Source organism: Pontibacter aquaedesilientis (assembly GCF_014773225.1).
Classification (GTDB): Bacteria; Bacteroidota; Bacteroidia; order Cytophagales; family Hymenobacteraceae; genus Pontibacter; species Pontibacter aquaedesilientis.
Window position 1 is genome coordinate 660,324 of the sequence record NZ_JACXAJ010000001.1, and the last position, 20,214, is coordinate 680,537.

23 protein-coding genes are annotated in these 20,214 nt (G+C 47.2%); 14 read left to right on the top strand and 9 right to left on the bottom strand.

Going from position 1 to position 20,214, the window contains the following annotated elements:
• The first annotated feature begins 17 nt into the window (after window positions 1–17).
• From H9Q13_RS02875 to H9Q13_RS02905, 7 genes are all read left to right on the top strand, one after another.
• Entirely contained in the window at window positions 18–740 is a 723-nt protein-coding gene (locus H9Q13_RS02875) for a peptidase-C39 like family protein (protein WP_191182234.1), read from the top strand.
• 3 nt (window positions 741–743) lie between these two features.
• Window positions 744–2,219, top strand: a complete 1,476-nt coding sequence (locus H9Q13_RS02880; RefSeq protein WP_191182235.1) for a RimK family protein — start codon at window positions 744–746, stop codon at window positions 2,217–2,219.
• Window positions 2,188–3,468 (top strand): carboxylate-amine ligase, encoded by a 1,281-nt coding sequence (locus tag H9Q13_RS02885; RefSeq protein ID WP_224744030.1) that lies wholly within the window; start codon window positions 2,188–2,190, stop codon window positions 3,466–3,468. The genes H9Q13_RS02880 and H9Q13_RS02885 overlap by 32 nt, the downstream gene beginning before the upstream one ends.
• Window positions 3,462–4,163: an N-formylglutamate amidohydrolase gene (locus H9Q13_RS02890; protein ID WP_191182236.1), complete on the top strand. Its 702-nt coding sequence runs from the start codon at window positions 3,462–3,464 to the stop codon at window positions 4,161–4,163. The genes H9Q13_RS02885 and H9Q13_RS02890 overlap by 7 nt, the downstream gene beginning before the upstream one ends.
• Before the next feature lie 181 nt (window positions 4,164–4,344).
• Window positions 4,345–4,950 (top strand): YqaE/Pmp3 family membrane protein, encoded by a 606-nt coding sequence (locus H9Q13_RS18120; RefSeq protein WP_262892260.1) that lies wholly within the window; start codon window positions 4,345–4,347, stop codon window positions 4,948–4,950.
• A gap of 152 nt (window positions 4,951–5,102) precedes the next feature.
• Window positions 5,103–6,041 carry a DnaJ C-terminal domain-containing protein gene (locus tag H9Q13_RS02900; protein WP_191182237.1) on the top strand — a complete coding sequence of 313 codons (939 nt, stop codon included), beginning with the start codon at window positions 5,103–5,105 and terminating at the stop codon, window positions 6,039–6,041.
• A gap of 31 nt (window positions 6,042–6,072) precedes the next feature.
• Entirely contained in the window at window positions 6,073–6,423 is a 351-nt protein-coding gene (locus H9Q13_RS02905) for a hypothetical protein (RefSeq protein ID WP_191182238.1), read from the top strand.
• On the opposite strand, the gene H9Q13_RS02910 is transcribed toward H9Q13_RS02905, so the two are convergent.
• Window positions 6,420–7,157, bottom strand: a complete 738-nt coding sequence (locus H9Q13_RS02910; protein WP_191182239.1) for a pseudouridine synthase — start codon at window positions 7,155–7,157, stop codon at window positions 6,420–6,422. The genes H9Q13_RS02905 and H9Q13_RS02910 overlap by 4 nt on opposite strands.
• Window positions 7,158–7,328: 171 nt before the next feature.
• On the opposite strand from H9Q13_RS02910, the gene H9Q13_RS02915 reads away from it, so the two are divergent.
• Entirely contained in the window at window positions 7,329–7,529 is a 201-nt protein-coding gene (locus H9Q13_RS02915; RefSeq protein ID WP_191182240.1) for a hypothetical protein, read from the top strand.
• A gap of 11 nt (window positions 7,530–7,540) precedes the next feature.
• Here the strand turns inward: H9Q13_RS02915 and H9Q13_RS02920 are convergent, their stop codons facing one another.
• Window positions 7,541–7,804: a hypothetical protein gene (locus tag H9Q13_RS02920; protein ID WP_191182241.1), complete on the bottom strand. Its 264-nt coding sequence runs from the start codon at window positions 7,802–7,804 to the stop codon at window positions 7,541–7,543.
• A gap of 51 nt (window positions 7,805–7,855) precedes the next feature.
• Complete coding sequence (locus H9Q13_RS02925) at window positions 7,856–8,278, bottom strand: hypothetical protein (protein WP_191182242.1); 423 nt, start codon at window positions 8,276–8,278, stop codon at window positions 7,856–7,858.
• A gap of 179 nt (window positions 8,279–8,457) precedes the next feature.
• Between H9Q13_RS02925 and H9Q13_RS02930 the strand changes: the two genes are divergently transcribed.
• From H9Q13_RS02930 to H9Q13_RS02950, 5 genes are all read left to right on the top strand, one after another.
• Complete coding sequence (locus H9Q13_RS02930) at window positions 8,458–8,868, top strand: hypothetical protein (RefSeq protein ID WP_191182243.1); 411 nt, start codon at window positions 8,458–8,460, stop codon at window positions 8,866–8,868.
• 91 nt (window positions 8,869–8,959) lie between these two features.
• Window positions 8,960–9,235 (top strand): GIY-YIG nuclease family protein, encoded by a 276-nt coding sequence (locus tag H9Q13_RS02935; protein ID WP_191182244.1) that lies wholly within the window; start codon window positions 8,960–8,962, stop codon window positions 9,233–9,235.
• A gap of 159 nt (window positions 9,236–9,394) precedes the next feature.
• A complete protein-coding gene (locus tag H9Q13_RS02940; RefSeq protein ID WP_191182245.1) occupies window positions 9,395–10,396 on the top strand; it encodes a cation diffusion facilitator family transporter in 1,002 nt (333 codons plus the stop codon).
• Between the two features lie 40 nt (window positions 10,397–10,436).
• Window positions 10,437–11,114, top strand: coding sequence for a peptide-methionine (S)-S-oxide reductase MsrA (gene msrA, locus H9Q13_RS02945; protein WP_191182246.1), 678 nt, complete (start codon window positions 10,437–10,439; stop codon window positions 11,112–11,114).
• Window positions 11,115–11,209: 95 nt separating this feature from the next.
• Window positions 11,210–11,644, top strand: coding sequence for a phage holin family protein (locus H9Q13_RS02950; protein ID WP_191182247.1), 435 nt, complete (start codon window positions 11,210–11,212; stop codon window positions 11,642–11,644).
• Window positions 11,645–11,977: 333 nt separating this feature from the next.
• Here H9Q13_RS02950 and H9Q13_RS02955 read toward each other — a convergent pair whose 3' ends face one another.
• The 4 genes from H9Q13_RS02955 to H9Q13_RS02970 form a co-directional block, all read right to left on the bottom strand.
• A complete protein-coding gene (locus tag H9Q13_RS02955; protein ID WP_191182248.1) occupies window positions 11,978–13,111 on the bottom strand; it encodes a tetratricopeptide repeat protein in 1,134 nt (377 codons plus the stop codon).
• A gap of 70 nt (window positions 13,112–13,181) precedes the next feature.
• Window positions 13,182–15,731: a DNA gyrase subunit A gene (gene gyrA / locus H9Q13_RS02960; RefSeq protein WP_191182249.1), complete on the bottom strand. Its 2,550-nt coding sequence runs from the start codon at window positions 15,729–15,731 to the stop codon at window positions 13,182–13,184.
• A 60-nt stretch (window positions 15,732–15,791) separates the two neighbouring features.
• Window positions 15,792–16,037, bottom strand: coding sequence for a hypothetical protein (locus tag H9Q13_RS02965; RefSeq protein ID WP_191182250.1), 246 nt, complete (start codon window positions 16,035–16,037; stop codon window positions 15,792–15,794).
• A 146-nt stretch (window positions 16,038–16,183) separates the two neighbouring features.
• Entirely contained in the window at window positions 16,184–16,954 is a 771-nt protein-coding gene (locus H9Q13_RS02970) for an SDR family oxidoreductase (protein WP_191182251.1), read from the bottom strand.
• Window positions 16,955–17,122: 168 nt separating this feature from the next.
• Here H9Q13_RS02970 and H9Q13_RS02975 point away from each other — a divergent pair, with 168 nt between their 5' ends.
• Entirely contained in the window at window positions 17,123–17,860 is a 738-nt protein-coding gene (locus tag H9Q13_RS02975; protein ID WP_191182252.1) for a hypothetical protein, read from the top strand.
• 51 nt (window positions 17,861–17,911) lie between these two features.
• On the opposite strand, the gene H9Q13_RS02980 is transcribed toward H9Q13_RS02975, so the two are convergent.
• Both H9Q13_RS02980 and H9Q13_RS02985 read right to left on the bottom strand, forming a co-directional pair.
• Window positions 17,912–18,928, bottom strand: coding sequence for a metal-dependent hydrolase (locus H9Q13_RS02980; protein WP_191182253.1), 1,017 nt, complete (start codon window positions 18,926–18,928; stop codon window positions 17,912–17,914).
• A 9-nt stretch (window positions 18,929–18,937) separates the two neighbouring features.
• Window positions 18,938–20,104: a hypothetical protein gene (locus tag H9Q13_RS02985; protein WP_191182254.1), complete on the bottom strand. Its 1,167-nt coding sequence runs from the start codon at window positions 20,102–20,104 to the stop codon at window positions 18,938–18,940.
• Window positions 20,105–20,214 lie beyond the last annotated feature (110 nt).

Below are 20,214 nucleotides of genomic sequence, written 5' to 3' on the forward strand. Positions count from 1 at the left end.
AACAAAACGAGCAAGCCGTGATCCCGATCAAAATACATACGCAGCCAGATGATTCCACCTGTGGGCCAACGAGTCTGCATGCGGTGTACAGGTATTTCAAAGATTCTATCCCTTTGGGGGAGGTGATCAAAGAGGTGCCCTCTCTGGATGAAGGCGGAACACTGGAAGCTTTGCTGGCCTGCCATGCCCTAAACCGTGGTTACAGGGCTCGCATCTACACCTATAACCTGCACATCTTCGATCCGACCTGGTTCAGCCTGAGCAACGACGAGATCATCGATAAACTGGAGCAGCAACTGGAGGTAAAGAAAGGAAGTAAATTCATCCGGGCGACACAAGCCTACATCGAATTTCTGAGGCTGGGCGGCGAACTGCGCTGTACAGACTTGACAAAAGGCTTGCTGAAGGAATATTTCGACCAGGGAATCCCCCTGCTCACCGGCCTTAGCGCCACCTACCTGTACCAGAGCGCCCGGGAGTTTGGAGACGCCGAAGGCAACTCGGTATACGATGACGTGCGCGGCTACCCGATGGGGCACTTTGTGGTGCTCTGTGGTTTTGCCGAAGATCAGAAACACATTGTAGTGGCCGATCCTTACCAGGAAAACCCTTTTTTCAAGAACAATTATTATGAGGTGAAGGCATCACACCTGCTCAATTCCATCATGCTCGGAATGGCCACTTATGATGCCAACCTACTGGCCATTCAGCCGGCCGATACTCAACCGATCGAAGATTAAATAATGCGAAAGATAGTAGTAGTGGACTACCCCAAGGACTGGGATGTGGCGATAGAAGATGTAGAGGTGGTGGATGTACAGTCCTATCTCACCGATACAGCCTATACCGATATAAAAAATGCGCGCATATTCAACCTATGCCGCTCTTACAAATACCAGAGCGCCGGTTACTATGTGTCGCTGCTGGCAGAAGCCCGTGGACACAAGCCCATTCCGAGCGTAACCACCATGCAGGACCTGAAAAGCCCGACCATCGTACGGGCCATCACCGTGGAGCTGAACGACCTGATACAGAAAACACTGGGCGGGCTGCGGTCCAAGTCCTTTACCTTGAGTATCTACTTCGGTCAGAACGTAGCCAAGAAGTATGAGAAGCTTTGCAAACACTTGCATGACCTGTTTCAGGCCCCCTTGTTACGGGCTCAGTTTGTTTTCAAGGATGAGTGGGTACTACAGAGCATATCCGCTATACCTATAAACGATGTGCCCGAGCACCATTGGCGCTACCTGATGCGGTTTGCCAAATCCTATTTTGCACGCCACCGGTTTTCTGGGGCACGCATTGGGCGCAACAAGATTTACGACCTGGCCATCCTGGTTGATCCGGATGAGAAGGAGCCGCCATCCGATAAAAAGGCATTGCAGCATTTCATGGACGCCGCCGAATCCCTTGGTTTTTACGCCGAGCTGATCACCAAGGACGACTACCGTAGGCTAGCGGAGTTCGACGCTCTTTTTATTCGAGAAACGACTTCCGTCAACCACCATACCTATAGGTTTGCACGTAAGGCCTATGCGGACGGGCTGGTCGTGATAGATGATCCGGTGTCTATACTTCGTTGCACGAACAAGGTATACCTGGCCGAGCTGCTTACCAAGGCGAGGGTGCCTATACCTAAGACGATGATCATCCACAAGGATAACCGGAATCAGGTAGAGGCTGAGCTGGGTATACCTTGTGTGCTCAAAAAACCAGACAGCTCCTTCTCGCAGGGAGTGGTGAAAGCAAAGGACAAGGAAAGCCTCCAAAGGGAACTGGACGAAATGCTGGCAGACTCTGAGTTGATCATCGGGCAGGAGTTCACGCCAACTGACTTCGACTGGCGCATCGGTATTTTAGACAAGCAGCCCCTTTATGCCTGTAAATACTACATGGCAAAAGGGCATTGGCAGATTTATAACTGGGAGGGCAAAAAGAAGAATGACACGGAGGGTGATGCGGAAACAGTGCCTTTTGAAGAGGTGCCTTTCGCTGTGTTGCATACCGCTATCAAGGCGGCGAACCTGATTGGTGGTGGCCTGTATGGGGTGGATATTAAGGAGATTGATGGAAAGGCCTACGTGATTGAAGTGAACGATAACCCAAGTATAGACGCCGGTTGTGAAGACCAGATCCTGAAAAAAGAACTATACCTCTCAATCCTTAAATCCATAAAAAAACGCATAGATGACAACAAAAACGTTAGAACCGATGGGTAGCGCCGCCAAAACACTGCACTTGTTCGAGGCCTACGGCGTGGAAATGGAATATATGATCGTGGACAGGGACACGCTTCGGGTAAAGCCTATCTCAGATAAACTGATCTACGATGAAGTAGGTGCCTATGTATCAGATGTAGAATTCGGAGAAATAGCCTGGTCCAACGAGCTGGTGCTGCATGTAATAGAGCTAAAAACGCAGGAGCCGGCCTCTTCTTTGCTGGGATTGGAGCACTCCTTTCAGCAACACGTGCGGCATATCAACCAGCTGCTCGAAAAGCACAATGCCATGCTCTTGCCAACAGGCGCTCATCCACTCATGAACCCTCATGAGGAAACCAGGCTGTGGCTGCATGAACATAACGTAGTTTACGAAGCCTACAATCGCATTTTCGATTGCCGGGGTCACGGCTGGGCCAACCTGCAAAGCACGCACCTTAACCTGCCTTTCGGCAACGACGAGGAATTTGGGAAACTTCATGCCGCTATCCGGATGGTGCTGCCTCTCATTCCCGCATTGGCGGCTTCTTCACCTATACTCGACGGCAAAGTCTCCGGACTTCTGGATACAAGGCTGGAGGTATACCGCCATAACCAGCACAAGATCCCGGCTATAGCCGGCAAGGTTGTGCCAGAGGCGGTGTTTACCAAGCAGGATTACGAAAAGCAGATCCTTCAGAAAATGTATAGCGCTGTCGCGCCTTACGACGCGGAAGGTGTGCTGCAGGAGGAATTCCTGAACTCACGGGGTGCCATCGCCCGCTTCGACCGAAATGCCATTGAGATTCGCCTCATAGACATTCAGGAGAGTCCGCTGGCAGACTTGGCAGTGCTGCAGGCGGTAGTTGCGGTTATGCAGGCGCTGGCCTCTGAACGCTGGGTGAACATTGAGGAGTTGAAAAAATGGGACGAGCATAAACTATCAGATTTGCTTTTGCGGGTGATCCGCAGTGGCCAGGAGACCATCATCACCGATCAGGAATTCAACAGATGCTTTGGCTTTGAGTGCCTCGAGAATTGTACCGTGGGTGAGCTATGGAAGCACTTGGTGCAGGAGACCCTGGAGCTGGAAGATCAGCCCGACGTCGCTTATGCTCTCAACGTCATCCTGTCACGCGGATGCCTTGCCAAACGAATCTTGGATGCTTTGGGGGAGAATCCTTCGGAAGCAGCTATCAAAAATGTTTATGCCGGACTTGCCCGTTGTTTGCAGCAGGGCGATGTTTTTATACCTGAAAAACCATGTTGAGACTGTTATTGACTTGTGAACACGGCGGAAACAAAGTGCCTGTATCCTATGAAGCCCTGTTTAAAGGTCAGGAAGATACGCTACAGACGCATCGGGGGTACGACATTGGCGCGTTGGAACTGTTTGACAAGATGAAATCCGTCGCGGATGTCCACTTTCACTCCGAAACCACCCGCTTACTGGTCGAACTGAACCGCTCCGTTGGCCATCCTAAGTTGTTATCTGAGTTTAGTTGCGTGCTTCCTGAAAAGGACAGAGAGCGTTTATTGCAAGTGCACTACTTCCCTTACAGAGAGAAGGTAGAGCATATGATACAGGATTTTGTATCGGCTGGCCGGCGGGTTTTGCATATTGCTGTGCATAGCTTCACGCCCGTGCTTGATGGGGAAGAACGCAAAGCCGACATCGGGCTGCTCTACGATCCGAAGCGAAAGCATGAACAGGCTTTGTGCAGGCAATGGAAAAAAAAGTTGCAGCAAAACGACAAGGATTTAGTTATTCGCTTTAACTACCCCTACCTGGGTATTGCCGATGGATTGCCAAGCTACCTGAGGCGCAAATTCACGGGTGACCAATACATAGGTATAGAGCTCGAAGTAAACCAAAGGTTCCCAATCCAGGAATCGGACAAGTGGGCGTCGCTCCAGAGATTGCTCACCAACACGGTGGAGGAATTGCTGCAGGAAAACCGATGAGCGCTTTCTGATTTTGGACTTGAAGGCGAATAAGAAGAACAAAATACAGCATTTATAAGTACTGTTATTTATATATGAAGACTTCTGCATATAATCAGACAATGGCGATCTTCATGTAGCAGTAGTTGAAGCGGTGTGTTCCGCTTACGGTGAATATTTAATATTTTAAATTTATAAAACTATGAAGATTAAAAGTTTACTCAACCTTGTGCTTGTGCTGGTTGCAGCACAAATGATGTTTGCCTGTAGTTCAGCTAAATACTACGAATTTGCAGCAAACAAACAGGCTCCCTACCACGATTACAATAAGAAGTCCGCTCCTGAAAAAGAAGTGGCTCCTGAAATTAACCTGTCGGATGTGGCCATGGCGGCAGCTGACAAAAAAGCTGCGGCAGAGAACAGCGCAGAACCCGTATTGGAGGCAAGCGTGGCAGCACCGGCAGTAACATCTCCTGCACCCAAACTCGCACCAATTGCACCGGCAGCTACCGAGGAAGTAGCGATCACGGAGGCCGAAGCGATGGCAATGGCCAAGGAACGCATCAGTTCTATGACTAAAGCTGAAAAGAAAGCGTTTAAGAAAGAAGTTCGTGAAGTGATGAAGCAGGACCGTCGCGGAGGCGGTGCCAACATCGTAGAAATTATCCTAGCTATCCTGATTCCCCCATTGGCCGTATTCCTGCACGACGGTATTGGCACCTCCTTTTGGATCAGTATTATCCTATGGCTGCTGGGTATCATTCCGGGTATCATTTACGCATTGCTGGTAGTGACAGACACGATCTAATACAACAGAAGTATTGCCATTCATCAAGAAGCACTGCTGCATGGCAGTGCTTCTTTTTTATGTGTTGGCTGTCAACTAGTACCGTGGTATTGCGTTTTATACCTGTAAAGCACCAGTGCTTTATACCTTTTCAGAAGTAAAAAATCATCTGCATGGAATACAAGGACTACTACAAAATTCTGGGTGTAGAGAAGTCTGCTTCGCAGGCCGATATCAAAAAGGCATACCGGGCACTTGCCAAGAAATACCATCCTGATAAAACAAAAGGGGATAAGGCTGCGGAGGAAAAATTCAAAGATATAAGCGAATCCTATGAAGTGCTCGGAGATGAGCAGAAGCGCAAGCAGTACGATGAGCTAGGCGCGAACTGGCGTCATTTCCAACAGCAGGGCGGTGGCCCGTTCAGAGGGCAACAGCCAGGCGGCGGTTTCGGGGGGACTTACTACGAGGGCGATGCCAGCGATAAGTTCGGGGGGAGCGGCTTTTCAGACTTCTTTGAGCAGTTCTTTGGCGGTGGTTTTGCTCAGCAGGGCGGCGATTTCAGAGGGAGAGGCAGAGCGCCCAGAGGGCAGGATTATGAGGCTGAAATGGCTATTACATTACAGGAAGCCTACAGCGGCACCTCCCGGCTGTTAAATGTAAACAACCAGCAATTGCGCATCACCACCAAACCCGGTGTGGCGGATGCCCAGGTGCTACGGATAAAAGGCAAGGGCGGTCCAGCCATGGGAGGGGGAACACCGGGAGATTTATACATCAGGGTACAGGTACAGCCTTTCCCCGGCATAGAGCGACAAGGCGATGACCTGCATACAAAGCTTAATCTGGATATGTATACCGCCATACTGGGTGGTGAAGTGCAGGTGAATACGCTGTCAGGCAAACTGAAGCTGAAAATTCCGGCAGGTACACAGAACGGTAAAACTTTAAGGCTGCGTGGCAAGGGAATGCCCTTGTATGGTAAGCCTGACCAGCATGGCGATTTGTACGTAAAAATAGAAGTGCAACTCCCTGTTCATCTGACTGATGAAGAGTTGCACCTGATGCAGCAGTTGCGTGACCTACACCAACAAAAGACCGCAAATGTTTAAGATTATCAAATAAGCCAGATTAGCCATGTTAATGACCATTGAACACATCGCCACCCATAACCCGATTGAAAACTTTACAGATAGCCTCGCCGATCGTAACCTGACGCGTTATGCCAGTGAGATACTGGAGCAACATGGATGCAGCAGCCTGCAGGATTTGCGTATTGCCGTTAAAAGAGCGACTGAGGTGTGTTCCTGTATGCACATGCCACTGCAGGAAAATTTCAAGGTAGTGTATAGGTCCCGCAACGGCGAAGTGGTGCAGGACTGGCGACTGTCTCCGATGGCTTACCTGCTCACAGCCCTTAACTCTGACTCACGCAATACCTTCGTCGCCCAACTGCAGGTCGAAATGGTGAAACGTATGCTTAATCAAACTTAATCGCAAGCAATTACCGTCGCTATACCTGCTTTCTTTAAAACATTCTCCCAACCAAATTCAAGACAAAGTCGGTGCATATTTTGTGGCATTGGTGCTTTTATGGACATCGCTTCTCCGGTATACGGGTGCGTAAAGTCCAGTTGGGCGGCATGCAGCAACAAATAGGGGCTTTCAAGTTTTTCCAGGAACATCTGATTATGCCGCCAGTCGCCGTGCCGCTTATCTCCGACAATGTAGTGCCTGATGTGCGCAAAATGCTTTCGAATCTGGTGCATACGCCCGGTCTCAGGTTGCACCTGTACTAGGGAGTAACGAGCTGTGCTGTAACGCCCGACAGGTATGGGCAGTTCGATGGTAGCTAACCGGGTATAGCGAGTGATGGCATCTTGCGGGGCTTTGTGCTTATGGTCTTTGTCCGGACGTATGGGGTTATCGATCGTGTCCTCCTCTAAGGTATAGCCCCGCACGATGGCCAAGTAGGTTTTAGTCACTTCCCTTTCCTCAAAAGCTTTGACCAGAGGCCCGGTAGCCTCCGGACTTTTAGCGAATAGCAATACACCGGATGTGCCGCGGTCCAGGCGGTGGGCGGCGTATACCTGACAACCCAATTGGTCGCGCAGCATCTGAAGCGCAAACTCTTTCTTCTCTTCGGCAATGCGGGTGCGATGTACCAATAGCCCATTGGGCTTGTTGATCGCTACATAACGCTCATCTTCAAAAACTATCTCCAGCACGATTCTGTAAATTTTTATACAAAGATAGCCTTATTCCCCTTGCAAGGTATAATTCACCACTTCCATACAGAAAGGAATGTATACCTGCCTCTATAAATTATCGTAATCCTTTAGAATTGATCAAAAGGCTGCCTATACTTGCTGCCTGAACCGGAAATATAGAAAGAGCGCATGGCGATATCGTTTGACAACCTGAGAAAAGGAAAGAAGTATATGTTGCAGAACTACGGAGAGAAGTTTGAGTTTCAGGTAATGGACATGCCACAGGAGGGAGCTTACCTGGTGAAAGACCTGAATACGCTAGATACTTTTCTGCTGCATGACCTGTTGCAGTATGGTCGCGGCAAAGACTTCGATATGCAGGAGCTCTGACTTCAGTAATTTTAACTGCTGCGGGTTACTTTTCCTTTCAAGTCCCAGTGGCTACGCAATATGCGGTTGCTTTTGGCGTCGCGTATGATTTTGCGCACATACCTTTCTCCTGCAATAGCGCCATCCTCCAGCCGTTTTCCAATAAAAAGTGTGACAGGCTCGCCTAAATCGTTGGTGATGAAGGTGAGTTCTTTTCCATTATAATGCTGGTCAATGCGGCTGTCAGGCGCATACAGTTTGTTGAGTTTCTCTATCAATTTAGGTCCTAGTGGCATTTTCAACTATACTATGTAACAGCTTTATCATTTAAGGCAATAACCTCACAATCAGGCATAAGCTTGAGTCCTGTCCTGGGCTACCGCCCATTTTTGGGCATCTTCGAGCTCAGTAAATAATTCAAATGCGATCGTGTGATGGCATAGCTGGCTAACCATATGAATCATTTTGTGAGAAACAAGTTCCTGAAACACATCTGGCGGAACAACCCTTGCAAAACGGCTGATATCTGTTTTGGCTAGCCGCCTGGCACATAATTCAGCGAGCGCACGCTGCATCGAAACATCGAAGTGTATTCCGATGCTATTATCCGCAATCCAATTGGTTACGCGATAATTCATAGCCAGGTCAATTCCTACATCATAAATTTCCAGAAGAATTTTAAAAGTTGGTTGCCGAAGCCATTTCAACAGAATGGTATGATCGGCAGACAAATAGGAGAGGGTGCAGTAAGAGTTTTTATAAATTATCATTTATATTGCTAGGGCTAAAGTTGAAAGGCTCATTGATTACCCATCTAGAACAATTCTAGAGGTGATTAATTCAACTTAAAAATGTATTATTAGGATAGTTCAATGATGCAAGTGGAACACGCAACTTGAGTAACCCTATTGTTGTAAAAAATACAAAGGTTGGTTTAGAGTAGAATGAGATGTTAACATTACAGAATCCTAATAAAGAAATATTAGTAAAGGAAGATTTCCTCCAACTGAAGTGGGAAGAAAATAACAAGTTACTGGTGGCGGATTGGACCGGCTGGCTGGATACAACTAAGGCTCAGAAGGGCTGCCGATACATAGTGAAGGCTGTAACGGAGTTGTCTGCTTTTAAAATATTGAATGATAACTCCAAGGTGACCGGGCACTCCGGAGACACCCGTTGGATGAACCGGGTTTGGTTTCCGGCCTTGAAAGACGCTGGCTTGCAATACTTTGGATGGGTGTACTCGCATGAATTTTTCACACAGCTCGAGATTGACAATACTGTAGATCTGACGACAGGTATAGCCATCAAAACTTTTATGTCTTCGGATGACGCCAGGGGTTGGCTGGAAACATTTTAGATGCCATCGCAATGGTACCTTGAAATTACTGAACATTAATTCCAACGGCACCGGAGTGAGTGCGTATAATCAATACTTAATGATCTGATTTATGCATTCTCCACAAGGCCATTTTTTTGTCTATATACTAGGCAACCAACTAAAATCTGACTTGAGTATTGGTGTCTCGGCTAATCTGCAGCAGCACATTCAGTCTGGCGCTGAGCCAGTGGATAAGCCAAAACTAGTATATTATGAGCACTACGACCTGGAAGAGCTTGCACGCGTGCGCGAACAGCAGATCAAGTCAGGCAGCTTGGAGGAAGCTTCGCGTCTGGTAGAATCCATGAATCCCAATTGGCTTGATCTGGCCGACACGTTGTCTTAACCGGCTAATCTACCCCAGGTTTTTTCTTTAAATTTATCAAATCAAACTGGCTCAGTCTAGTCAGCCATTCTGTAAAAGCGTATCTTGCTGCTTACATGGCTAAAAAAACATTTTCTTGAAGTTGCTAGCTTCTGAAAATAGTGAGTTTCCACAAACTTGATGAAAAGGAATCTGCAAAGACAAAGCGAAAACCTCCGGCTTCAAATCATTGTGGTGCTGGTAGGTGTTCTGCTTTTGATCGCGAAGTTCACTGCTTACTATCTCACTAATTCCAATTCTATTCTTACCGACGCGCTAGAATCCATCATCAATGTGGTGGCCGGCGGCTTCTCCTTATACAGTCTTATTCTATCTGCAAGACCTAAAGACCTCAATCACCCTTATGGTCACGGTAAAATCGAGTTCGTGGCGGCTACGTTGGAAGGGTCCTTGATCCTGGTGGCTGGAGGAGCCATTATTTTCAAGTCTTTTTACAACTTATTTGAGCCGCAGCACCTTTCGAGACTGAATACAGGTATCTATTTAATCGCAGCAGCCGGAGTGGTCAACTACATAGTCGGGCACTTCACCGAACAGCGTGGCAACAGGTCTAATTCGCTGGTTTTGGTAGCAGGAGGGAAGCACCTCAAAACAGATGCCTACTCTACGGCAGGTATACTGGTTGGTCTGCTACTGATTTACCTAACAGGTATGGTATGGCTGGACAGTGTTGTGGCAATAATCTTTGGTACATTCATCTGCTTCACGGGCTACCGTATACTGCGCGCATCGCTTGCCGGTATCATGGATGAGGCGGACTATGAACTCCTTAAGCGGTTAGTGCATGTGCTCAACGAAAGCCGGCGTGAGAATTGGATTGACATTCATAACCTGCGTGTTATCAAGTATGGCAATACCCTGCACATCGATTGTCACCTAACTGTGCCCTGGTACCTGACGGTGTTGCAGGCTCATGAGGAAGTAGAAGCCGTTGGTTCGCTGATCCGGGAACGTATTGATCCGGACATCGAACTATTCATCCACACAGATCCCTGCGTGGAAGTTTCTTGCAGCGTTTGCCCTAAAATTGGGTGCAAAGTGCGTCGGCGATCTTTTCAGGAAAGGGTGGCTTGGGATGTCAATAAAGTGATTTCGGATAAAAAACACGGGCTCGTAAACTAAGCCTACTTTTTAGCGTAGCCAATGTAAAGGCTTATTTGTGATGGATAGAAGAATTACCTACATGTTTCTCCCTTTGTTGTTGTTAATCTGGGCTTGCACAGAGTCAGGAACAGAACGTACCCAGTTGGAGGAAAGCTCATTTTCGTACGGAAGTACCGCTGATACGACCGGCTTGAAAAAAGCAACGTTTGCCGGTGGCTGTTTTTGGTGCACCGAGGCATATTTTGAACGGCTGAAAGGAGTGGACCGGGTAGTTTCTGGCTATACTGGAGGCAAAGAAGAAAATCCGACCTACCAGCAAGTGAGTTATGGCAGAACAGGGCATGCGGAGGCGGTGCAAATACTGTACAATCCTGCTGAAATATCTTATAGGGAACTGTTAGAAGTGTTTTTTGCAACACATGACCCAACCACTCTTAACCGACAGGGGCCTGATGTAGGCAAGCAGTATCGATCGGCCATTTATTACCATGATTCGGAACAGCAGAAATTGGCTCGTGCCTATATACGCCAACTGGAAGAAGCCGGAACATTCCGTCGTAAAATCGTGACACAGCTGGAGCCTCTAAACAAATTTTGGATAGCCGAAGACTACCACCAAGACTATTACCGTCGCAATCCGGACGATCCTTATGTAGTATCCGTTGCCCGTCCCAAAGTCAAAAAATTCGAGGACGCTTATCGGAACAAATTAAAAAACAGTTACTTAAAGCAGTAATGGTCGAACTGTTGAGTTCGAATGACATTCACTTCCTATCTAAATTCTGTGGAGTTCGTATAGGAGGCAATCTTTCATTATAAATCTGACGAACTATGGATTTTATACTCAATTTGCTGGTAAGTGCCGGCGTGATTGTGCTGCTCGCTTATGCTTTGCCACAAGTGCATGTGAAGAGTTTTCTGACTGCTTTGTGGGTTGCCTTCCTGATTGGACTGTTTAATGCCACGCTTGGCTGGATTATACGCGGTGTACTTAACCTGGTGTCATTTTTCCTTTTAGAGGCAATCATCGGGTTAATCGTAACGACACTTATGATCAAGATTGTCGACAAGCTGGTCCGCAATTTCAAGGTTGATGGCTGGTGGCCAGCGCTTTTGATTGCCTTGGCAACGAGCATTGCTCTGGCAATAGTGGGCTGGGCCCGAGGAGGTGACGATGATTACGCCATGCTGAACAACGAGCCTAAAACTGAGCAACTATACGTACAGCAAAACGATGGCCGATCGCGTCAGGTGAGTGTATTTTAGAATAATCTATTAAGCGCTTTTTGAGACAGGGGCATGGCTATACCAACAGTCATGCCCTTATTGTTTACCAAATCTTGTGACTGTTCTTTTGGTCAATCGTTAAAGTGACTTGAATAAAGAATTCACTGCAAGCAATGAACTCTAAGCTGGCGCTTCCTATCTTTCTAAAATCTTATTTAACATAAAGTATATTATTAGTGACACTTATTATAGAGAATTATTCTCGTATATAATTAGTCTTATAATTTATATTATGTTAAGTAGTAAATTTGGCAACAAGAAAGGGAGGCTAAATTTAACCTCCCTTTCTTGTATTTTTAATACTGGATTGTATTAGTTCTTGAGCTTTTTACCTACACGCTCTGCGTCAGCAGTACGCTTTAGGCGTGTATAAACACGCTGCAGGTTAGCCAATGTTGCCTGGTCTTCTGGCTGAATTTCAAGGGCTTTCTCAAAGTATGGCAATGACGCCTCATAATGCTTCTTAGCCTGGGCCTCTAATTTGGCACCCTGCTTCTTGTAAGTTGCATAGTCCATTTTAGCGGCTTTGTTGTTGAACTCGCTGCCTTTGTTATACTCCAGAACGCCAAGGTTAAAGAAACCATCGAAGTTGTTCGGATCCATTTCAACAGCTTTCTGATAGTTCTTGTAAGCCTCATCCAAGTTGCCCTTACGTTCCTGCAAGTTACCTCTTACGGCGTATAGGCTAGCGTTTTTAGGGTCAGCTTGTATGGCTTTGTCAAGTTTATCCATTGCTTCTTCAGCACGGTCATTCTTGAGGTAATAGCGCAATTCCTCTTGCATCAGGTATACACTGTTCGGGTGCTTTTTAAGACCTTCCGCAATAGAAGCCATCACTTTGTCGTCGCTGGCTTCAGCAGCCTGCAGCAACTGGATTTTAGCTTTGAATACGTCTTCAGTAGCATGGCCAACACTGATCAATTTATCATAATAACCAGCAGCCTTAGAGTAATCTTGCTTCGCAGTAGATGCATAGGCGGCATACAAGATAGCTGTTGTATCAGTTGGGTTTACACTAGAAGCCAGATCATATTTAGCAATAGCATTATCCCAATCCTGGTTGTTATGAAATTCTACAGCCTGGTTTAATATTTGGCCATAAAGCATTTCTAGGCGCTCAGGCACCTGCTTGCCAAACTGACCGTCTTTTCCGTCAAGCTCAATTGTTTTGTTAAACGACTGCAATACAACTTCCGGAGTCTTCTCTGTCGCAACCTTGCCATAGATCGGGTGACCGATCAAGTCCTGGTTGATTACGCCATGATAGAACCATGTTTTAGCTTTGTCCTGTGTTTTCTTGTGCTCGGTAGCCTTGTTAATGTCTGCCAAAGCTTTGTCCAGCGTGCCGTTCTTATGGTTAAGAACAGCGCTGTTCACTGCTGAGTTCTGAGCTACAGCAACCTGAACGCTAGCTGCCGCTAAGGCTGTCATAAGTATTTTTTTCATACTTTTCAGAGATTGGTTTTTGTTTGTTGTTAAACGTTAAATAAATGAAATAAAATTCCCTTTTGTAAAATTATACTTCTTCAGTTGTTTCTGGATCAATCTGATTATCAGGTTGCAACGAATCCTCCGGTTTCAGTTCCGACTGTTCCATTAGGGCTTCTGTCGCCTCATCCTCGTTCTCCATTTCAATTTTTGCAACTGACGAAATCTGATCGCCTTCGTTTAGCTTTATCAGACGTACGCCCTGCGTAGCGCGGCCAATCACACGAATTTCAGAAACACGAAGCCTGATTGTAATACCTGAACGATTAATAATCATCAGATCATCGGTGTCTTCCACACCTTTGATAGCCACTAACTTACCGGTTTTCTCGGTAACATTGAGGGTCTTTACGCCCTTGCCACCACGGTTCGTTATTCGGTACTCATCCAGCAATGAACGTTTACCGAACCCGTTTTCAGAAACAACCAGGAGTTCTTTGCTTTCATTTTCTACACAAACCATACCAACTACCTTATCTTCAGGTCCGGCCAGTGTTACGCCGCGCACACCAGCGGCGTTTCTGCCCATTGGTCTTACCTGACTTTCGTTGAAGCGGATTGCTCTGCCAGATTCCAGCGCGATGATAATCTCACTGTTTCCAGTTGTCAGCTGCACATCCAACAGGCGGTCGCCTTCATTAATGGTGATGGCATTGATGCCGTTGGTGCGTGGACGCGAATAAGCTTCCAATACGGTTTTCTTAATAGTACCTTGCTCCGTACAGAATACCAGGTTGTGGTTGAGTACGAAATCCTGGTTCTTAAGATCACGCACGTTAATTACGGTGCGCACCTTATCTTCCTTCTCTATATTGATCAGGTTTTGGATCGCACGTCCTTTGGTGGTCTTCCCTCCTTCCGGAATCTCGTATACCTTCATCCAGAATACTCGGCCGAACTCAGTGAAGAACAGCATGTGGTGGTGCGTACTGGAGATAAACAGGTGTTCGGTAAAGTCGCTTTCTTTGGAAGCGGCAACTCCACGGGATCCTACTCCCCCACGGCTCTGGCTACGGTATTCGCTCAGGGAGGTACGCTTGATATAGCCCTCGTGCGAAATCGTGATCACCATATTTTCTTCCGGGATCATGTCCTCGTAAGAAATATCTCCAGTAGAAGCCTCTATGCTGGTGCGGCGTCCGTCACCATAGCGCTCCTTTATTTCGTTCAGCTCGTCTTTGATTATCTGCATGCGCAGTGCTTCGTCGTTGAGCACTGAGTTCAGGTAATCGATCAATTTCATGATCTCAGCATACTCCGCCTGAATTTTATCGCGTTCCAGACCAGTAAGACGCTGCAAACGCATGTCCAGGATAGCGCGGGCTTGAATCTCCGTCAGGGCGAAGCGCTCCATCAAGCCATTGCGGGCGATCTCCGGGTCACGGGAAGAGCGAATCAGGTTAATCACTTCATCCAGGTTATCCAAGGCAATGAGTAAGCCTTCCAGAATGTGGGCTCGTTTCCTCGCTTCGTCCAGTTCGTACTGCGTTCTGCGAATAACAACCTCATGTCTGTGATCCACGAAATGATGGATCAGGTCTTTCAGGTTCAGCGTCATCGGGCGGCCTTTTACCAGGGCCACATTGTTCACGCCAAAAGAAGACTGAAGCTGGGTATACTTGTATAAGTTGTTGAGTACTACGTTAGGTATAGCGTCGCGCTTCAAGTCATACACAATGCGCAAACCGTCCCGGTCAGACTCGTCGCGAAGATCGGCTATACCTTCTATTTTCTTCTCATTGATGAGCGCAGCTGTCTTTTCAATCAGGGAAGCTTTGTTAACCATGTAAGGGATTTCCGTTACTATGATCTGCTCTTTTCCTGTTGATGTTGTCTCAAAAATAGCACGGCCACGCATCAAAACCCTGCCACGGCCGGTTTCAAAGGCAGCTTTCACGCCATCGTAGCCATAAATGATGCCACCCGTCGGGAAATCCGGTGCCGTGATGTATTGCATCAATTCCGCGATCGTGATTTCGCGGTTGTCGATGTAAGCGATCGTACCGTTGATCACTTCTGTCAGGTTGTGAGGCGCCATGTTGGTCGCCATACCTACAGCGATACCGGACGTACCATTAACCAGCAAATTGGGGAACTTGGCTGGCATTACCGATGGCTCTTTGAGGGAGTCGTCGAAGTTAGGCACAAAGTCAACCGTGTTCTTCTCTAGGTCAGCCAGCAATTCGTCGGCTATACGTTTGAGGCGCGCCTCCGTGTAACGCATGGCGGCCGGTGAGTCACCGTCAATAGAGCCATAGTTTCCCTGGCCGTCTACAAGCGGGTAGCGCAACGACCATTCCTGGGCCATACGCACCATCGTCTCGTACACTGAGGAGTCGCCGTGCGGGTGATACTTGCCCAGCACCTCTCCTACGATCCTGGCAGACTTTTTATAGGCTTTGTTATAAGATACCCCCAGTTCGGACATACCGTACAGTACACGTCGGTGTACTGGTTTCAGGCCGTCTCGCACATCAGGTAAGGCTCTGGAAATGATAACAGACATTGAGTAGTCGATGTATGCACCGCGCATCTCGTCTTCAATGTTGATCGGTATTATTCGTTCGCCTTCGTTCATGTTCAAGGTCTAAATAATAGTTTGTGGTTGGTTATACAAATTGGCTAACAGCCTGTTATACTAGTTTTTGCGTGAGCTTTTGTCATTAGTCCTTTTGCGGACCTCTCCTGTTTGCTTAGGAAGGCTCTCCCCTATTTTGGGGTTTTGCTTTTTATAAAAAGGCATGCCCCTGAACTCTTCTTCGCCACCATGCCGATGTACCATGCGTACCTGGCAGGAACTGATGGGACAAAGCGGTTTGCAGGAAGAAAATAAGAGTAGCAGCAGAGCAATGCTGAAGAGTGTAAGCAGTCGGGTAGTTGCCATGCATTTTGGGTTAGGAAGAGCGCTGAAAATATATAGCGCGCTCTTGCAGCCTTATCATACAAAAGTAGGATATTTTGCTTTAAAAAACCAGTGTTTGGGACTATAGTTTACCGGCCTTTTGCGCCTTTTTGCCACATTTTATCGATTTATGCCGGCTGGAATCCATTGATTGTGAATCCGCCATCTACTGCCAGCGTTTGGCCTGTGATATAGGCCGCTGCCGGCATACACAGAAAGGCTATCGCAGCGGATACATCCTCCGGTTTGCCTATGGCTCGCATAGGCGTTCTGCTGATCACTTCCTGATAATATACCTCGTTTTGAAGCACAGTCTGGGCCAATGGTGTGCTGATGTACCAGGGAGCCACTGCATTGACACGAATCCCATCACCCGCCCACTCCGCCGCCAGGTTGCGAGTCAGCTGTACTAGGGCTGCTTTAGTCATGCCATAGATAGCCCCCGTACGCACATGGGTCATTCCGGCTACCGATGTCACGTTTATGATGTTTCCTTGACCGGATTGCTGCAGCAATGGCTGCAGACGCCTGCTTAACTCAAAAGCCGACCGGAGGTTGGTATCCATCACAAAATCATACTCCTCTAAGGTATAGGCGGTAGTAGATTTTCGGATATTCGTACCGACATTGTTGACCAGAATATCCAACTTCCCCCATTCAGTTTCTACTTTATTCACCAATGATGCTCGGCCTTCCGGTGTGCTTACATCGGCTGCCAGCACCTGCAATCGCGCGGGATACTGATCCTGCAGTTGTTTTAAATCCGCTTCTTTTCGGGCTACCGCCAACACCTCGGCCCCTAGCGCTATAAACTCCTCGACAGTGGCTGCCCCTATACCTTTGGAGCCACCCGTTACCACTGCTTTTTTACCGGTTAATAGCCATCTTTCCTGCATCATATTTTTTCCGTTTTATAGTAAGGCTAATTTAAGGGATGTTACTAAAAAATAGGCAGGTATTGCCGACTAAATATCGTATATACTAATCTGGTGTTTATGTTTGATATTGCTTTCAGGAACCCTATACCTGGTCGGGTTCACCATATTTAATTTATATCTATTTCCATCATGAAAAAGTTAGCGCTGCTTATAACCTTTGCTTTAATGGTGCATTCCGTATGGGCGCAGCAAAACACATCCCTGCCTACGGGCACCGCTGGTCAGGATAACTTAAACCAGCTCGGTGCCGACAATGTGAATGGCTTGGTGCGAACATTCGACAGGCCTTATGAGGGTATTAAGGGCAATCCCTACTTCCTCTCGTCCTGGGGTAAAGCTGTTCTGAACCTGCATAATGATCATACCTATGCCAATGTGGAATTGAAATACAACCTGTATGAAAATAACTTTCTTTACCGGAAGTCGGATGGTACAGAAATGATTTTGAATGCGGAGTATGTATCGAATTTCACTTTAAATGACAGTCTGGGGCTGAAGACCTATGAATTCACGAGGCCAAAGGATGTAAAGACGGACGATCCCAAGCTGCTTCATTTGTTTTTTGTGAAGCTTTATGACAGCGACCAGGTGCAACTGTTGATGCTGCCGCAGAAAAAACTGATTAAGCCGGATTACAAAGGAGCTTACACGGCAGGAAGAAACTACCAAGAGTTTTCAGAAGAGCGGTTTTACTACATTATAGACAAAAACAAGGCTATGCAACGAGTAGCTCTGAATCGCAGAAACTTAATGAAAGTGCTTTCTGATAAAGAGTCGGACATGCAGGCATTTTTAGTGAAAAACAGATTGGATGTTTCGACTGAGGCAGGCTGGCTCAAAGCGCTTGCGCACTACGAATCGCTATAGAAAAACTTAGACATAAATCAGGAAAGGTGCCAACCAAGGCACCTTTTTGGGTTATTTACCTCCTAGTATCCGGTTAAGGTATGACTGAAGGTATGCGCTGTCTATTTTAGGGCGATTGTTGATCTCTTCGAACTGAAGTGTGCCTTCATCAGAAGTCCACATATGGTACACAAACACATAGTGGCCCTTTCCTTCTCGCCAGCCATCAAACTGACCGAAGCGCAGGTCATTGATATAGTACCCACGATCTGCCTTCTCTACCACGTAATACCCTTTGGTGATGTCCAGCAATCGCTCCAGTTTCTGATCCCCTCTGTACGGTTCCAATAGGTGCGCCTGATGGGGTTCAAAGTTGAAGGGGATGTTTTTATCTGGATCGAGAATAGAGTAAAAGCCGGTATAAAATCCTTCCTCAGTCTCTGCTGTGATCGACCAGAGCAGCGTGTTGAGTGGTGTGGCTTTTACGATGTGGGAGCGATAGGCTATATCTTGCTGCTTCATGCCCTGCTCGAATGCGGTTTTGGCATAGGCTTGTGCCGCAAAGGAGAATGCAAGATATAGCGAACTGATGATTAACCCCACACGATTCCATATTTTCCTTTCTCTGCTCCTTCTGTCATAAAAAGCAACAGCCACGACACAAATCAGGAATGGTAAGGTATAGAGTGGGTCAATCACAAATATATTGTAGAAGGCTACGCCATAATTTGTGAAAGGCCATAGAAGCTGTGTACCCCAGGTAGTAAAGCTATCCAAAATGGCATGGGTGGTGAAGCCCAGAAAAAAAAGTAGGCTCCAGTCCCGGAAGGTAGCGTCTTCTTTCTGGTTAAAGCGCCAAAGCACCCCGCCTAGCAGGGGTGAAACTAGTAGGGCGAAAAGGAAGGAATGCGTGATAGAGCGGTGAAAACTCAGCTGCTCAACCATGTCGAGCAAAGGGTTGGCCAGCACGTCAAGGTCCGGTATAGTACCCGCTATCGCTCCCCAAAGCAGGGCCTTGTTGCCAAGTTTTTTACCTGCCACAGCCTCCCCTACGGCGGCTCCCAAAACTATCTGCGTCAGCGAATCCATCTTATCGCCCTACTTGATAATAGGGGCCCTTTTGAATTCCTTTGTCCTGTCAAACAAAAAACGGTAGGTAATGTATGTCTTGAAAATACGGCTCCCCACCTGTTCCACCACCTTCATCATTTTCGGATTGAAATCGCCTATCCAGTTCATTTGAAGGTCTTCGTAAGGTATACTCGGGTTGCCCTGCACCACTTTCGAAGCCGCCACAACCATGGCTGCTTCCACGCCTTTGCCCTGGCACTCCGGTATGATGCCGAACACGATGCCATACATCGTCTTGCAGGCACCTCTCCAGCGGTGATAGGCGAACTTTATTTTACCCCACAAATCCAGCTTGCCGTTCACATGCTTAAAAAGTTGATTCAGTTCAGGTATAGCAATAAAGAAACCGGCGGGTTCGCCTTTGTAATAAGTAAACCATATGATCTTCTCGTCCAAAATCGGCTTGAGCGCCTTCATGATCGACTTGGCTTGAGCTTCTCCCATTGCCTTCACGCCTTCGTGCTTTACCCACCCTTTGTTGTAGATCGTCCTGAAGTCTTCGGCATACTTGTATAGGTTGTTCTTGTCCAGATGCTCGAAATGGTAGTCAGAATCATTTCTTATGCGTTGGGCTTTCTCATGGTACTCTGGCGGTAGCGGGTCATTTACCGTGCGATAATAAACAAATTGTTTAAAGTATAGCTGAAAGCCATAATTTTCGAACAGGGCCTGGTAGTAAGGGAAGTTGTAGTTCATGCAGTAGGTTGGCGCATGAAAGCCCTCTACCAGTAGTCCCCACCATTTATCACGTTCACCGAAATTGACAGGACCGTCCATGGCCTCCATGCCTCGCTCCTGCAACCAGTTGCGGCAGGCATCAAAAAGCATATTGGCAGCATCCTGATCATCTATGCAATCAAAAAAGCCCATACCCCCTGTTGGTTGCTCAAAAGATTTCGCTGTTTTGTTATTTATGAAAGCAGCAACGCGGCCAATCGTCTTCCCCTGCTCGGTACGCAGGATCCAGCGGATGACTTCCCCATCTCGCAGCAGTTTATTCTTTTTGGGGTCGAAAACCTGGTTTATGTCTTTGTCCAGCGGACGGATGTAATTAGGGTCTTTCTTATATAAGCTGATCTGTAATTTCAGAAACTCTTCTGCCAGTTCAGGAGTGGTTACTTCTATCAGTTGCATTGATGCGATGCTTGGCTTGGGTGAAGCTTCAAAATAAGTCATAAAACTTGAAAAACCATAGTGGTTTGGTTGCAGCAGGTACATGCTGCCTGATTTTGGAGGAGAAACGC